This is a genomic window from Archangium sp. (assembly GCF_036388035.1).
Classification (GTDB): Bacteria; Myxococcota; Myxococcia; order Myxococcales; family Myxococcaceae; genus Archangium.
The window spans coordinates 1-15,317 of record NZ_DASVSO010000592.1; the positions used below are offsets into that span (position 1 = coordinate 1).

Below are 15,317 nucleotides of genomic sequence, written 5' to 3' on the forward strand. Positions count from 1 at the left end.
ACCGACCGCACTCCCAGCGTGCGCAGCATCTCGGCCGCGATGTCGTAGCTGCGCAGGTCGTCCGGGAAGCCCAGCTTCCGGTTGGCCTCGTAGGTGTCCAGGCCCTGGGCCTGCAGCGCGTAGGCCTTGATCTTGTTGCCCAGGCCGATGCCCCGCCCCTCCTGCCGCAGGTAGAGCACCACCCCACACCCGTTCTGGGTGACGAAGTCCAGAGCCCGGTCCAGCTGCTCGCGGCAGTCGCACTTCAGGCTGCCGAAGACCTCGCTCGTCAGACACTCGGAGTGAACCCGGACGGGGACGCCCTCCTGCCCCTGCACGGTGCCCACCACCAGCGCGACGTGTTCACGCCCATTGCGCTTCTCACGGAAGACGACCGTGCGCAGCACCCCCCGGGGGGTCGGCACGTCCGCCTCGGAGAACTTCTCCAGGAGAGAAGAGGTCTTTCGGGCCGGGAGAACCTGGGGCGTATCGGACATGATGATCCCTTCTCTCGCACAACATCCGGGGGCACAAGTTGGATGCGAACCGCTGGAGTTCGTTCTTCATGCCCTCCAGGACAGAGGAAGCAACTCCACCTTGTCACCAGTAGCCAGCCTACTGAAAGAGAGTGGAAAGTGGAGCAGGTGGGTCGCCGAGGCCGCGGAGCGTAGGGCACCCGACGTCTGGGTGGACAAGGGCCTGGCCCACAGCTCGCCGTCCTCCCAGCTGGCCGTCACCCGGACGTAGTGGGCCAGCCCGGGGGCCTTCTTCAGCTCGCCCGCCAGCCTGCCGCCCACCTTCGGCGGCTCCACGTCCATGTGCCCCAGCATGCGGCGCAGCGCCGGGCGGACGAAGAGCTCGAAGGAGACGAGCGAGGAGGTGGGGTTGCCCGGCAGCCCGAAGTAGACGGTGCTCCCCTTGCGCCCCACCGCCAGCGGCTTGCCGGGCTTGATGGCCACGCGCCAGAAGTCCTGCTCCACCCCCTGCCGCTTCAGGGCCTCGCGCACGAAGTCGTGTTCGCCCACGGACATGCCCGCGCTCGTCAGCACCAGGTCGTAGCCCTCGGCCGCCGCGAGGTGCGCGGAGACGTCCTCCAGCGTGTCCCGGGCGATGCCCAGCACGGAGGGCACGCCGCCCGCGCGCAGCACGGCCAGGGACAGGGCGGGGGCGTTGGCGTCCACGATGCGGCCCTCCAGGGGCGCGTCCGCCCGGCACAGCTCGTCGCCGGTGGAGAGGATGGCCACCCGGGGGCGGCGCGGCACCGGCACCGACACCATTCCCTGGCTCACCAGCAGCCCCAGCTCCGGAATCCCGAGCGGCGTGCCTCGCGCCAGCAGCACCTCGCCCTCCCGCGCGTCCTCGCCCCGGGGCCGTACGAAGTTTCCCGGCCCCACCGGCTCCAGGATGTCCACCGCGCTCCCATCGGGCTCCAGCCGCGTCCGCTCGCGCATCACCACCGCATCGGCTCCCGCGGGCAGCGGGGCGCCCGTCATGATCCGTGCGCAGGTGCCCGGCCGGACCTCCTCGCGGGGCGTCTGGCCGGCATAGAGGGTTTCCCGCACCTGGAGGCGGACGGGCGGCGGGGCCGATAAATCGGCGCTGCGCACCGCGAAGCCATCCATGGCCGAGTTGTCCCAGGGCGGCAGGGTGCGTTGCGCGCGGACGTCCACCGCCAGGGCGCGTCCGAGGGCCTCCTCCAGCCGCACCCACTCGGACGGCAGGGGAGAGGTCAGGGCGAGCGTGCGAGCACGCGCATCCTCCACGGGTAGCAACGCGGCTTCTTCCTTCATGGGTCGGGCTCCCTCGGGATGATCTCCCAGGGCACATGGACGGTGCCCCGGGTGCGGCGAAACAGACGTGTAGCGACTGGTTGTTTTTGGGATCAAAGTCCCTAGGAATTTCAAGACTTTGTTTGACAGGCCTGCTGATCATCGTTACAAGCCCTGGTGATCGCGAGGCCCGATTCTGGTCGGGGGCAATGCGCCAACCCGTTGAGATGACACGGGATTTCAAGGAGACAGCGTCGATGGCCAAGCCCAGGTCCGGGGCCAAGAAGGCGACTCCCGCTGCGAAGAAGGTCAAGTCGACGAAACCGGGTGTTCTCAAGACCGCGTCCAAGAGCGTGGCCAAGGCGGCCGCGAAATTGGTAACGAAGGCCGCCGGAGCCGCGAAGGCGGTGAAGAAGGCAGCCAAGGCCGAGAAGCCCGCGCCGAAGGCCGAGAAGTCCGCGCCGAAGGCCGAGAAGCCCGCGTCGACTCCCGCTCCCGCCGCGAAGAAGGCCGAGGCTCCAGCGAAGGTCGTGGCGAAGACCGCCACCCAGGTGAAGGAAGTGGCCGCCAAGGCGACGACCGCGGTCACCAAGGTCGCCGCGAAGGCGGCCACCAAGGTGAAGGACGCGGCCGCGAAGGCGGCGGCCGCCGCGGTGCCGGCGGTCGAGAAGCCCAAGCCGCGCGCCACCAAGCTGCCCCCCGTGGGCGAGCCCCTCAACAAGCGCGACATGGAGCAGTTGCTCACCGCGGGCGCGGGTCGTGGCGTGACGGGGGAGGGCAGCCTCAAGGGGCGCCTGGTGGTGACGGATGGCATGCCCAACCTGGTGGTGGTCGGCCGCGACAAGCGCGAGCTGACCTTCCTCCTCCAGGGGCCGGATCAAGAGGTGCTGCCGGCCTACATGGACCACAAGGTCTCCGTCAGCGGCCTCATCAAGAAGACCACCAACTACGGCGGCACGGTGGACGTGCGGAAGTTCTCCGCCAAGAAGCCCGAGGTGGAGGAGCCCGTGGTGGCGCCCGCCGAGCCGGAGACGAAGCTGCGCTTCCTGTCTCCTGGCGAGGTGTCCCAGGTCATCTCGGCCGGCATGGGCGCGGGAATGAAGGGCTTCGCCGCGCTGCGCGGCAACCTCGAGATGACGGGCGAGGAGTTCGTGCTGGTGGTGTCCCACGGCGGCACCCGGCAGCAGGTGTCCTTCATCCTCGAGGGCAAGGGCGCCAAGGGGTTGCGCAAGTACCTCGGCCAGACGCTCGTCGTCACCGGCGTGGCGGACAAGTCCTCCGGCTGGGGTGGCCGCATCGAGGTGGAGAGCGTGGAGCCGCGCCCCGCCGACTCCCGGCCCATGTCCCGCGACGGCATGGAGAGCGTCCATGTGGAGGGCGAGCAGTCCACCCACATCGAGGTGAAGCTCAACCATGCCTTCACCGTGCGGCTGCAGGAGCAGCCGGGCTTCACCTGGGCCATCGAGCCCACGGTGGCCAAGCGCGTGGGCCTGCGAGAGGCCAACTTCGAGCCGGGCCCCGAGGGCCACGCCACCCGCGAGTTCTTCTTCGTGCCCCGAAACCCGGGCGCCACCGAGATGGAATTCTTCCTCGCCAAGGCCTTCAACCCGGGCCAGGTGGAGCGTTCGTTCAAGCTCAATGTGACGGTCAAACCTTGACGGTCCGCCTGGCTCTCCGAGGCCAGGACGTCACCTTCTCCCGCCCGGGGGTCCCCAGTGGGGCCTACCGGGCTTACTTTTTTCAGGGCCCGTTGGGCTCCCTCCGCTGGGATCTCTCGTGACCGAACTTCCTCAAGACCTGAAGCGACATCTGGCCGAATCCAAGCACCCCCTCGGGGTGAAGGAGCTCCTCAAGCTCACCGGCCTGCATCCGGGACAGCAGACCCAGATCAAGCGCGTCCTCCGGGAGCTGGTACGCCGGGGCGAGCTGCTCAAGGAGGGCAAGCGCTTCCGCTTGCAGAGCGAGCGACCAGCCTCGAATGGAGGCAATGGGCGGGGGCATCCTCCCCACGTCCGACGCCAGCACGGGCCCGAGGACTCGGCGCCTGGGGCCGGGCGGGAGCGCGAGGAGCGCCGGTTCGGTGGCCCGCGCGAGGACACCCGCGAGCAGGCCCGTCCCGCGCCGGATGCGCGCTTCGCCCCGCGGGGCCGGTTCTCGCGGGAGGAGCGTCCCGAGCCCCGGGGCCGCTTCGTGCGTGAGGGACGCATGGAGCCCGGTGGCCGTGCCCCGGTACCGGCTTCCGAGGTGCGTGCCCCGGGTACCGAGCAGCCTCGGGGGCGTTTCGCCCGGCAGGTGCGGCCCGGTGGAGAGCGCTTCGAGTCGCGGGGCCCCCAGCAGCCGCGGGGGCGTCCTGGTCCGCAGCAGAAGCCCGGGGGCGGTCGCCCCGAGGCGCGTGGCCCCGAGCCCCGGGGTCGTTTCTCCCGGGACGAGCGTCGGCCCGGTGGGGGGCGCTTCGAGCAGGAGCGTCGCCCCGGAGGCGGGGGCCGTTTCGAGTCGCGCAACCGGGGAGGTCGTGGGGGCCGGCGCGGCGCGGAGGAGGGTCAGGAGACCCTCACCGTGGAGGGCATCCTCCACGTCCACCGGGACGGCTACGGCTTCGTCCACCCCAGCTCCGGCGAGGGGGACAACATCTTCCTGCCGCCCCAGGAGGCCGCGCGGGCGCTCGACAATGACCGTGTCGTCGTGGAGGCCTGGGGGCGTCCCGGCCGCATGGAAGGGCGCCTCCTCAGCGTGCGCGACCGCGTGCGTCAGCTCGCCGTGGGCATCTACATGGAGCGCGGCCGGCGCGAGGCCCTGGTCGCCCCCCACGACAAGAACCTCCAGACGCAGGGGCCCATCCGCGTCCCGCCCACCCAGATGGCGCGCGACGGGGACGTGGTGAAGGTGCGCCTGGGCGTGGGCGCGGAGCTGCTGGAGCCCGGCGAGGGCCTCTACGGCGAGGTCGCCGGCTCCATCGGCAAGCCCGGAGATCCGAGCACCGAGGTGCTCTCCATCGCCTATTCGCAGGGCTTCTCCGACGAGTTCCCGCCCGAGGTCATGGACGAGGCAGACCAGATCCGCACCGTGGTGAGCGCGGAGGAGGCGGGCGCCGAGGGCCGCAGGGACTTGCGGCAGATGGCGCTCGTCACCATTGACGGCGAGGACGCCCGCGACTTCGACGACGCCGTCTACGCCGAGAAGCACCCGCAGGGGTGGCGGCTGGTGGTGGCCATCGCCGACGTGACGCACTACGTCCGCGAGGGCACGGCGCTCAACGCCGAGGCCCTGCGCCGCGCCACCTCCGTCTACCTGCCGGACCGGGTGCTGCCCATGCTCCCCGAGCGGCTCAGCAACGGCATCTGCTCGCTGCGTCCCGAGGAGGACCGGCTGTGCATGGTGGCCGACATGGTGCTCGACCCGCGCGGCCGGCTCCTGTCCAGCGAGCTGTACCCGGGCGTCATGCGCAGCCAGGCCCGGTGCACCTACAACGAGGTGCAGGACGTCCTCGACGGCAAGGACGTCCCCCACCGCAACGCCTTCAAGCCCCACTTCGAGCGGCTCTGGGAGCTGGCCCGCGCGCTGACGCAGATGCGCAAGGAGCGCGGCGCCATCGACTTCAACCTCCCCGAGCACAAGGTGGTGATGGGCGAGGACGGCGTGCCCGCCCGCATGGAGCGCCGCGAGCGCAAGGACAGCCACCGGCTCATCGAGGAGTGCATGCTCGCCGCCAACGAGGCGGTGGCGAAGTTCTTCGCCGACCAGGGCCTGCCCAGCGTCTACCGCTACCACGGTGAGCCCGACCAGGAGAAGCTGGCCGTCTTCGCCCAGCTCGCCCAGGCCTACGGCTTCCGCCTGCTGCCCTCGGACGTCTCCTCACGGGAACTCAACGCCTTCATGGCCCAGCTCCAGGGCCACCCCGAGGAGCGCGCCCTCAACCAACTCCTGCTGCGCTCGATGATGCAGGCCGTCTACACGGCCTCGGACATCGGCCACTACGGCCTGGCCGCCGAGTACTACCTCCACTTCACCTCGCCCATCCGCCGCTACCCGGACCTGCTCGTCCACCGGCTGCTCAAGGCCCACTGGGCGCGCAACGGGCAGCAGCGCTCGCCCGGGCAGCTCGAGCGCGAGGAGCAGCAGCTGGAGGACATGGCCGCCCAGAGCTCCGAGCGCGAGCGCGCCGCCATGCAGGCCGAGCGCGAGGTCGTCTCCTTCTACGCGGCCCTGATGATGAAGGACCGGCTCGGCGAGGAGTTCGACGCCACCGTCACCGGCCTCGTCGAGTTCGGCTTCTTCGTCGAGCTGGATGAGGTCCACGTCGAGGGGCTTGTCCGCGCCGACTCGCTCGGGTTCGGCACGCGCTTCGACAAGGCCCTGCACTCCTTCACGCTGCCGGGTGGCTTCCGCGTCCGCGTCGGACAGAAGGCCCGGGTGCGGCTCGTCAACGTGAACCTGTCCCTGCGGCGCATCGAGTTCGATGCCCTCGAGGTGGCGGGCAAGGCGATTGGGGCCCTGCGGGAAGTCGACCGGGTGGAGCAGAAAGCCCAGAAGCACCAACTCCGCGAGGAGCGGAAGCAGACCAACCGGGCCGCACGCGATCGGAACCGCCAGGAGCGTTGGGGTCCGCGCGCCCCTGGGGCCGAGCTCTCGATGGCCGAGGCGGAGGCGCTGCGGAGGCGGTCCGCCGAGGCAGTGGCTCCGGCCGAGCAGGAGGAGACCGCGGAAGTGGCTCCCGCCGCCGTGGAGCGGCGGGCCGAGGCTCCCACGGAAGTGGCGCGGGCCGACGAGGCGGTGCCGACCGTCGCCGATCGCATCCGCGCTCTCGCCGCCCGTGGCGAGCGGGGAGAGGTCGAGGAGGCCCAGCCGGTTCGCGCCGTGCCTCCCACGCGGCGCCGGAAGGCCGCCGCAGCCGAGGAGAAGCCGGCGCGTGCGAAGCGTGCCACCGCTGGGGCTCGGAAGGCCGCTCCGGCGAAGAAGGCTCCGGCGAAGAAGGCCGCCGCCAAGAAGCAGGCCGTGGCGGGTGGGGCGAAGAAGAAGGCTCCGGCTCGCAAGGCCGCCGCCGCCAAGAAGGCTCCCGCCGCGAAGAAGGCTCCGGCGAAGAAGGCCGCCGCCAAGAAGGCTCCCGCCGCGAAGAAGGCTCCGGCGAAGAAGGCCGCCGCCAAGAAGGCTCCCGCCAAGGCTCGTTCGGCGGGTGGAGCCAAGGCGAAGGCCGGCGCGAAGAAGACCGCTTCCTCTCGCAAGGGGAAGAAGCGGTAGGGCAGGGGTCCTCGGGGTGTGATCCGCTCACGGGTCCAACCCGAGGACTGAGCCTGCCCCGGTTTTGTGGACGGGCCGGCAGCAACGAGGAGCGCGGGGAGGGCGGTTCGCCTGGCAGCGCATCGACGGACCCCACCGCTTGGCTCCACTTCGGCCCCCCCTTGCGGAGGCGCGCGAGCTGGTGCAGTGTTGTAGTCGTGCGCAACACCGCTACACGGACGCCGCCATGGTGGTGACCCTGGACCCGAAGGACGGGCGGCCGCTCTATCTGCAGATCGTGGACGAGGTGCGCCGCGCGCTGGTGGTGGGGAGCTTGCGGCCGGAGGACCCGCTGCCGTCGGTGCGGGAACTGGCCGCGCAGCTGGTGGTGAACCCGCGCACGGTGTCCCAGGCCTACGGGGAGCTGGAGCGCCAGGGCGTCGTTTACGTGCGGCGGGGGCAGGGGACCTTCGTGTCCGCGGACGCGCAGCCCGACCGCAAGGAGCGCCGCGCGCTGTCGCGCGAGGTGGCCCGGCGGGCGCTGCGCGAGGCGTGGCGCAACGGGGTGGGCATGGAGGAGCTGGTGAAGAGCATCCGCGAGGTGGCGCAGGAGGAGGGTGAGCCCTCCGGTGACGCCGCAGAGCAGGGAGTGAAGGAATGAGCCGCACCATCCCCGAGCCGGAAGGTGGCGCCCCCGCGGTCGCCACCCACGGGCTGGCCAAGCGCTACGGGCGCGAGACAGCGCTCGCCGGTGTGGACCTGCACGTGCCGGAGGGCGCGGTGTACGCCCTGGTCGGCGCCAACGGCGCGGGCAAGAGCACCACCTTCAAGGTGCTGATGAACCTGGAGCGCCCGGACGCAGGGCGCGCCGAGGTGCTGGGCCTGGACACCGCGAGCCACGGCCCGCGGGTCCGCGCGCAGGTGGGCTACGTGCCCGAGCACCACACGCCCGCGTACGGCTGGATGACGTGCGGCCGCCTCCTGCAACACGCGGCCGCCTACTACCCGGCGTGGGAGCCCGCGTACGCGGAGCGCCTGGGCCAGGCGCTCGGCCTCGAGCCCCACCGCAAGGTGTCCGCCCTCTCCAAGGGCCAGGCGCGGCGGCTGCAACTGGTGCTCGCCCTGGCCCACCGGCCCGCGCTGCTCCTGCTCGACGAGCCTACGGACGGCCTGGACCCCGTGGTGCGCAACCGCACGCTCGCCCTGCTGGCCGAGCACCTGGCCGACTCGCCCACCACGCTCGTCGTCTCCACCCACCACCTGCACGAGCTGGAGAGCCTCGCCGACCACGTGGGCGTGCTGAGCGCCGGGAGGCTCGTCGCGCAGCTGCCGCGTCACGAGCTGCAGCGCACCGTGCGCCGCTACCGGGTGGAGGTGCCCGAGCGCTGGACCGCGCCGCCCGAGCTGCAGGCGGGTGCGCTGCGGCGCACGGGCACCGGGCGCGAGCTGCAGTGGACGCTGGTGGGCGAGGAGCGCGAGGTGGTGGAGCGACTGTCGGGCACGGGCGCCCGCGTGCGCGAGGTGACGGCGCTGGGCCTCGAGGACGCGGCCCTCGCCTTCCTGTCCGAGGAGGTGTCGTGATGAGTGCCCCGACGCTGCACGCCACGCCGGCCGCCGGCGCGGTGCTGCGCGAGCAGGTGTCCGCGGTGGGCCTGGCGCTGCGGGTGCCCGCCCTCGGCGCGCTCGTGCTGCTCCTGCTGGCCACCGCCCTCACCCTGCGCCACCGGCTGGAGACGGGCGAGCCGCTCGACTTCCGCCCCGAGCTCACCCTCCTGCCGGGCCTCGCGGGGCTGCTCTTGCCCCTGGCCGTCTGGAAGGGCGAGCCGCGCTTCGGCCCCGCCTTCTTCTGGACGCTGCCGGTGGAGCGCCGCCAGCACGCCCTCACCAAGGTGCTCGCGGGCTGGCTGTGGCTGATGGTGGCCGTCGCGCTCTTCTTCCTCTGGATGCTCGGCCTCACGCTGCTGACGGGCGGCAACGTGCTGGGCGAGGTGACGCTGCGCCTGGTGGACAGCACCGTCAACGTCCCAGGAATGGGCGAAGTCCCGGAGACCCTGCGCACGGTGCAGTGGAAGCCCCAGCCGGTGCTGTGGCTCGTGTCCTTCACCTCCTCGAGCGCGCTCTATCTCTTCGGCAGCGCGATGGCGCTGGGCCTGCGCCACCCGCTGCGCTGGGTGGTCGGGTTCGTCTCCGGCGTCGTCCTCACCGTCACCCTGGCCCAGGTGCTGAGGGTGAACTGGTTCTTCGATGAATTCGCACCCGACCTCGCCCCGCTCCTCGTCGGCCGCTACGGACTGGACGCGCTCCTCTCCGCGCGCACCGAGTCCCTCAGCGGGGAGGTGCGGCTGCCGGGCGGGGAGATTGTAAACGCCTGGGAGGGCCTGCCGGACGTCGGGGACTGGGCCCTCGCCACGCTGCTGTGGACGGGCGCGGCGCTCGCCCTCCTGTGGGCCGCCGCCTCCCGCCACCGGGAGCAGCGGCGCCGCTGAGCACCGCCGCGCCCTGAGACGCAGCTCCGTCCTGTTCCCTTCCGTTCCCGCACCGCTCGCGGGGACGACGCCGCCCCCGCCTTGCCCGCTTTTCCCTTGCCCCCGGTGCACCCATGGACCTGCAGATTCGCAACCTCTCCAAGACGTACGCCAACGGCGTGCATGCGCTGAAGGACGTGTCGCTGACGATTCCCGCCGGAATGTACGGGCTCCTGGGCCCCAACGGCGCGGGCAAGTCCACGCTGATGCGCACGCTGGCCACGCTGCAGGAGCCCGACCGCGGCAGCGTCCATCTGGGGGACGTGGACGTGCTGAAGGACAAGGAGCGGGCGCGCGAGTCGCTCGGCTACCTGCCGCAGGAGTTCGGCGTGTACCCGCGGGAGAGCGCGGAGCGGCTGCTCGAGCACTTCGCGGTGCTCAAGGGCCTCACCGACCGGCGGGTGCGGCGCGAGACGGTGGACGCGCTGCTGCACCAGGTGAACCTGCACGACGTGCGCAAGCAGAAGCTGGGCGGCTTCTCGGGGGGCATGCGGCAGCGCTTCGGCGTCGCCGTCGCGCTGTTGGGCGACCCGCGGCTCATCATCGTCGACGAGCCGACCGCCGGCCTCGACCCCGCCGAGCGTGTGCGCTTCTTGAACCTGCTGAGCGGCCTGGGCGAGCGCAGCGTCGTCCTCCTCTCCACGCACATCGTGGAGGACGTGGCGGAGCTGTGCAGCCGCATGGCCATCATCGACCGCGGCACCATCCTCCTGGAGGGTGAGCCGCTGCGCGCGGTGGAGGAACTGCGCGGGCGCATCTGGCGCAAGGTCGTGCCCCGCGGCGAGCTCGAGGCGCTCGAGCGCACCCACGCGGTCCTCTCCACCCGGCTGCTGGCCGGGCGCACCGTGGTGCGCGTGTACGCCGAGGCCCTGCCGGGCGCGGGGTTCGAGCCGGCGGAGCCCGGCCTCGAGGACGTCTACTTCCGCGTGATGGGTGGCCACGGAGTCTCCCGCGCCGTGCAGCCCCGGATCGAGGTGGCGTCATGATGCTGCGAGAAATCTTCCGCTACGAGCTCGGCCTGCAGGCGCGCCGCGTCACGCCTTGGCTCTCCTTCGTGCTGCTGCTCGGGTTCGTCTATCAGGTGGCAAACGAGGCCCAGATCGAGCAAGCGCGTGATGGCGGCTACCTCTTCAACTCGCCCTTCGCGCTGGCCGTCGTCTCCGTGCTGGCCAGCCTGATGGGCCTGCCGGTCGCGGCACCCTTCGCCGGCGACGCGGCCGCGCGCGACGTGCAGCTGCGCATGCATCCGCTCCTCTACACCACGCCGGTGGGCAAGACGGCCTACCTCGGCGGGCGCTTCCTCGCCGCGTTCGCCCTGACGGCGCTCGTGGTGCTCGCGGTGCCCCTGGGCCTGCTGCTCGCCGCCTACGCGCCGGGCCCCGAGCCCGAGCTGCTCGGGCCCTTATGGCCCGCGGCGTACGCCGGCGTCTACCTCTGCATCACCCTGCCCAACGCCTTCGTCACCTGCGCGCTGATGTTCAGCCTCGCGGTGCTGAGCCGGCGCGCGATGACGGCCTACCTCGGCGCGGTGCTGCTCTTCGCCACCACCCTCACGGGGCGCATCTACGTGGCAGGCGCGCTGAAGCACTGGGGGGCCGGCAAGCTCGTGGACCCCATCGGCTTCACCGTGCTCAACGAGCTGTCGCAGTCCTGGACGCCCGGGGAGAAGAACACGCAGCTGCTCGGGCTCGCCGAGGCGCTGGCCGCCAACCGCCTGCTGTGGCTCGCCCTCGCGGCGGCGGCGCTCGCCTTCACCCACCTGCGCTTCCGCTTCGCCCACCCGGGCGTCGAGGCGGGCCGCGGTCGGCGCGCGGCCGTCGTCCTGTCGCCGCCGGCCCGCATCGGTCCCATCACCGTGCCCCCGGTGCGGCCCGCTCCGGGTGCCGTGGCCCGGACGCGCCAGGTGTGGGCGGTCGCGGCGCAGTCGCTGCGCGCCCTGATGGCCGGCCCGGGCGGTGTCGCGCTCGTGCTCATGCCGCTGTTCCTGCTGCTCGTCGCCCCCGAGATCATGCAGCACATGGGGGTGCCGAAGGCGCCCTCCACCCGGCTCCTCACCGAGTTCATCAGCGCCAACGGGGACCTGCTGGGCATGGTGATGCCGCTGCTCGTCATCTTCTGTGCCGGGGGCCTGGTGTGGCGCGAGCGGGAGGCGGGGGTGAGCGAGCTGGCGGACGCCGCGCCCACGCCAGACTGGGTCCCCTTCCTCGGCAAGCTCGCGGGGCTCGCGCTGATGATCGTGCTGCTGCAGGCGGCGCTGACGGCGACGTCCTTGCTCATCCAGGTGCTGCGGGGTCATGCCGCCTTCGAGCCGCGGGTGTACCTGTCCGTCCTCTTCGGCCTGAAGCTCGCCGACCACCTGCTCTTCGCGCTGCTCGGCCTGGGCGTGCACGTGCTGGTGGACCAGAAGTACGTCGGCCACGCGGTGCTGCTGCTCGTCTACGGCTTGCGCTTCTTCGGGCCCACGCTCGGGCTCGAGGACCCCCTGTGGGTGTACGGGTCCGACCCGGGCTGGGAGTACAACGACCTGAGCGGCTTCGGCCCGTACCTGACGGCCTGGGCCTGGTTCAAGGCGTACTGGACCGCGTGGGCGCTGCTGCTCGCGGTGGCCGCGCGGCTCTTGTGGGTGCGGGGCCGGGTGTCGGGCCCGCGCGAGCGGCTCCTGCTCGCGCGCCGCCGACTCACGCGGCCCGTGGCCCTCACCGGGGCGCTGGCCGGCGCGGCCATCCTCGGGGTGGGCGGCTTCATCGCGTACAACACGCACGTCCTCCACCCGTTCCGCACCCGCGCCCAGGTCGAAGAGGCGCGCGCGGAGTACGAGCGGCGCTACGGCCAGTACGCGCGCCTGCCGCAGCCACAGCTCACCGCCGTGCAGCTGCACGTGGAGTTGCACCCACAGCACCGCCGGGCGGAGCTGCGCGGCACCTATACGCTCGTCAACCGCGGCCATGAGGCCATGGCCACCCTGCACGTCGGCCTCGCCGAGGGCGTGGAGACGGGTCCCTTGCGCTTCGACCGGGTCGCCACGCCCTCACACGTGGACGCGGAGCTCGGCTACTCGGTCTACACGCTGCAGCCGCCGCTGCGGCCGGGGGAGGCCCTGCAGCTGGGCTTTGAGGTGCGCTTCGCTCCCCGGGGCTTCACCCACGGCTGGGCCGACGCGTCCGTCGTGCGCAATGGCACCTACGTCCTGCCGCGTCGCTGGTTGCCGGCCATCGGGTACCAGCAGGGCCGGGAGCTCAACGAGGCAGGCGTGCGCCGCGCCCACGGCCTCGCGCCGCGGCCCCCCGTCCCCACGCTGGAGGACAGCGAAGGCCTGCGGGAGCAGGGGGCCGTGCGCATCGCCTTCGACGCGGTGGTGGGCACCGACGCGGACCAGGTGGCCGTGGCCCCCGGGGCCCTGCGCCGCGAGTGGACGGAGGGCGGCCGCCGCTACTTCCATTACGTGACCGACGTGCCCATCTCCCACGACTACGCGCTCTACTCGGCCGCGTACGCGGTGCGCGAGGCGCGCTGGAGGGACGTGGCCCTGCAGGTGTTCCACCACCCGGGCCACCCCGGCAACGTGGAGCGCATCCTGCGCGGCATGCAGGCCTCGCTCGACTTCCTCACCGAGCAGTTCGGCCCCTACCCGCACCGCCAGCTGCGCTTCGTGGAGCACGCGGGCGAAGGCATCGGGCTGCACTCCGCGCCGGTGAACGTCTCGTACAAGGAGGGCTTCTCGCAGCTGCAGCCCGAGGCCGACCCGCGCGAGGTGGACTTCCCCTTCGCGGTCGTGGCACACGAGGTGGCGCACAAGTGGTGGGGCAACCAGCTGAAGCCCGCGCCCGTGGTGGGCGCGCCGCTGCTCAACGAGAGCCTGTCCTGGTACTCGGCCCTGGGGGTGGTGGAGCGCACCTACGGCCGCGCGCACCTGGAGCGGCTGCTGGCGGTGATGCGGCTCGAGTACCTCACGCCCCGCTCGCGCGCCGGCGTGCCGCTGTTGCAGGCCGTGGAGTGGTTCCACGCGTACCGCAAGGGCCCCTTCGCCATGTTCGCGCTGCGCGAGTACGTGGGGGAGGCCCGGGTGAACGGGGCGCTGCGCACGATGATGGAGAAGTACGGCGCCGGGCAGCCGCCCCTGCCCACCTCGCTCGACCTGTACCGCGAGCTGCGGGCCGTCACCCCGCGGGAGCAGCAGGGCCTGCTGCACGACCTCTTCGCCGCCAACACCTACTGGGAGCTGAAGACGAAGCGGGCCACGGTGGAGCCCGCGGAGGGGGGCGCCTGGCGGGTGAGCCTCGACGTGGTGGCGCGCAAGGGGGTGGTGGACGAGGTGGGCCACCTCACCGAGGTGCCGATGGACGAGCCCGTCGAGCTCGGCGTCTACGCGGCCGCGGAGGGGGAAGGGCAGGGCGAGCCCCTGCACCTGCGCATGACCCGCGTGCGCTCGGGAGAGCAGCGCCTCACCGTGACGGTGCCCAAGCGGCCCGCGCGCGCCGGCATCGACCCGCGCCATCTCCTCATCGACGTGAACCCCGAGGACAACACCGTGGACACAGAGACCGAAGACGCGGTCTTGATTGGCCGACACTGAGCCGCTCCCTCCGGGCCCGCGGACGCGCTGAATGAGCCTGCCCCGGTTTTGTGGACAGACCTCATAAGTCGGCTACACGGGAGGTAGTGTCCATGGAGCGAAGGAAGAGGCGGAGTTTCACCCCGGAGTTCAGGGCCGATGCAGTCAAACTGGTGCGCGAGGGCAGCAAGAGCCTGCCCCAGATAGCCAAGGACCTGGACCTGATCGAGTCGGCCCTGCGCAACTGGGTGCGCGAGGCAGACGGGGGCAAGAGCAAGAGCCCAGCAGGCGCGCTCACCACGGAAGAGCGGGAGGAGTTGGTGCGGCTGTGCAAGGAAAATCGCCAGCTGCAGATGGAGCGCGACCTCCTAAAAAAGCAGCGGCCTTCTTCGCGAGGGAGGGCTCAACGTGAAGTTCGAGTTCATTGACGCGCAGAAGCCTGAAGATGGAACTCGTTCACGACGCCGACTTCGCCACGCACGAGCAGGCTCGCACGGCGCTCTTCGAGTACATCGAGGTCTTCTACAACCGCCAGCGGCGGCACTCGACGCTGGGTTATGTCAGTCCAGTGGATTTTGAGCTTGCGGCCTTACCGCAGAAGTTGGCATCTTAATCCTACTGTCCACGTAACCGGGGCAAGCCCACTGCTCGGCGGAGGCGCGACTCTGGGCGAGCGTCTGCTCGATCTCCTGGGCGGTGGGGTCGGCCCCGGAGTCCGTCAGAGGCGCGGAGGTTTCCCCGCGCGAGTCGCGGGGACTGGCGGGGGAACGCATCAGGCCCGCAGGGCCACCACCGTCACGCCGTCTCCGCCCTCGTGGTTCTCACCGGGGCGGAACATCCGGATGTACGGCGAGGCCGCGAGGTAGTCCCGGATGGCCTGCCGCAGCGCGCCCGTCCCGTGGCCGTGGATGATGAGCGCGGACTCCTCGCCGCTGCGCATCCCCCGGTCCAGGAAGGACTCCAGCTCGCCCAGCGCGTCCTCGGCTCGCATGCCTCGCACGTCGCAGCGGTAGTTCGTCGCCTCCACCGCCTCCGGGGCCGCCGCCTTCGCGCGTTGGATCTGCTGCGCCTGCTTGTTGCGCTCCGGGAACTTCGCCTCCTTCGCCTTCGCCGTCCGAGAGCCCGACAGCTCCGACACCGGCACGCGCATCTTCATGATGCCCGCCGCCACCAGCACCTGGTCCCCCGTCACCTCGAGGATCTCCACGTCCTTGTTCAGCCCCGAGTGGCGCACCCACGCTCCCACCCGCAGCTCCGGCGGCGGCGGCGCCTCGACCT

Annotated in this window: 10 protein-coding genes and 2 pseudogenes; 9 read left to right on the forward strand and 3 right to left on the reverse strand. The window is 71.6% G+C overall.

The features are described from left to right. Both VF697_RS24110 and glp read right to left on the reverse strand, forming a co-directional pair. A partial coding sequence (locus VF697_RS24110; RefSeq protein ID WP_331098831.1) for a GTP cyclohydrolase II occupies positions 1 to 476 on the reverse strand: 476 nt, incomplete at its 3' end. Between the two features lie 66 nt (positions 477 to 542). Beyond that, entirely contained in the window at positions 543 to 1,769 is a 1,227-nt protein-coding gene (glp, locus tag VF697_RS24115) for a gephyrin-like molybdotransferase Glp (protein WP_331098833.1), read from the reverse strand. Between the two features lie 236 nt (positions 1,770 to 2,005). Between glp and VF697_RS24120 the strand changes: the two genes are divergently transcribed. From VF697_RS24120 to VF697_RS24160, 9 genes and pseudogenes are all read left to right on the forward strand, one after another. After that, complete coding sequence (locus tag VF697_RS24120; RefSeq protein WP_331098835.1) at positions 2,006 to 3,406, forward strand: protease inhibitor I42 family protein; 1,401 nt, start codon at positions 2,006 to 2,008, stop codon at positions 3,404 to 3,406. Between the two features lie 118 nt (positions 3,407 to 3,524). Continuing rightward, positions 3,525 to 6,983 (forward strand): ribonuclease R, encoded by a 3,459-nt coding sequence (rnr, locus tag VF697_RS24125; protein ID WP_331098837.1) that lies wholly within the window; start codon positions 3,525 to 3,527, stop codon positions 6,981 to 6,983. Positions 6,984 to 7,209: 226 nt separating this feature from the next. Next, positions 7,210 to 7,623, forward strand: coding sequence for a GntR family transcriptional regulator (locus VF697_RS24130; protein ID WP_331098839.1), 414 nt, complete (start codon positions 7,210 to 7,212; stop codon positions 7,621 to 7,623). Then, on the forward strand, positions 7,620 to 8,543 hold the full coding sequence (locus tag VF697_RS24135) for an ABC transporter ATP-binding protein (protein WP_331098841.1): 924 nt from the start codon (positions 7,620 to 7,622) through the stop codon (positions 8,541 to 8,543). The genes VF697_RS24130 and VF697_RS24135 overlap by 4 nt, the downstream gene beginning before the upstream one ends. Continuing rightward, positions 8,543 to 9,448 (forward strand): hypothetical protein, encoded by a 906-nt coding sequence (locus VF697_RS24140; RefSeq protein WP_331098843.1) that lies wholly within the window; start codon positions 8,543 to 8,545, stop codon positions 9,446 to 9,448. The genes VF697_RS24135 and VF697_RS24140 overlap by 1 nt, the downstream gene beginning before the upstream one ends. Before the next feature lie 113 nt (positions 9,449 to 9,561). Continuing rightward, on the forward strand, positions 9,562 to 10,473 hold the full coding sequence (locus VF697_RS24145) for an ABC transporter ATP-binding protein (protein ID WP_331098845.1): 912 nt from the start codon (positions 9,562 to 9,564) through the stop codon (positions 10,471 to 10,473). Then, positions 10,470 to 14,060, forward strand: a complete 3,591-nt coding sequence (locus tag VF697_RS24150) for a hypothetical protein (RefSeq protein ID WP_331098847.1) — start codon at positions 10,470 to 10,472, stop codon at positions 14,058 to 14,060. Before VF697_RS24145 ends, VF697_RS24150 begins: the two co-directional genes overlap by 4 nt. 92 nt (positions 14,061 to 14,152) lie before the next feature. After that, positions 14,153 to 14,477, forward strand: a pseudogene (locus VF697_RS24155) (transposase); the annotation flags it as partial. Beyond that, a pseudogene (locus tag VF697_RS24160) lies at positions 14,476 to 14,652 on the forward strand (IS3 family transposase); the annotation flags it as partial. The pseudogenes VF697_RS24155 and VF697_RS24160, both read left to right, overlap by 2 nt. A 159-nt stretch (positions 14,653 to 14,811) precedes the next feature. Here the strand turns inward: VF697_RS24160 and VF697_RS24165 are convergent. After that, a partial coding sequence (locus VF697_RS24165) for a Smr/MutS family protein (RefSeq protein ID WP_331098851.1) occupies positions 14,812 to 15,317 on the reverse strand: 506 nt, incomplete at its 5' end.

Coding starts and splice junctions, on each gene's coding strand:
- VF697_RS24135 (WP_331098841.1), top strand. CDS start 7,620: ATGAGCCGCACCATCCCCGAGCCGGAAGGTGGCGCCCCCGCGGTCGCC.
- VF697_RS24120 (WP_331098835.1), top strand. CDS start 2,006: ATGGCCAAGCCCAGGTCCGGGGCCAAGAAGGCGACTCCCGCTGCGAAG.
- VF697_RS24140 (WP_331098843.1), top strand. CDS start 8,543: ATGAGTGCCCCGACGCTGCACGCCACGCCGGCCGCCGGCGCGGTGCTG.
- VF697_RS24130 (WP_331098839.1), top strand. CDS start 7,210: ATGGTGGTGACCCTGGACCCGAAGGACGGGCGGCCGCTCTATCTGCAG.
- VF697_RS24150 (WP_331098847.1), top strand. CDS start 10,470: ATGATGCTGCGAGAAATCTTCCGCTACGAGCTCGGCCTGCAGGCGCGC.
- VF697_RS24145 (WP_331098845.1), top strand. CDS start 9,562: ATGGACCTGCAGATTCGCAACCTCTCCAAGACGTACGCCAACGGCGTG.
- glp (WP_331098833.1), bottom strand. CDS start 1,769: ATGAAGGAAGAAGCCGCGTTGCTACCCGTGGAGGATGCGCGTGCTCGC.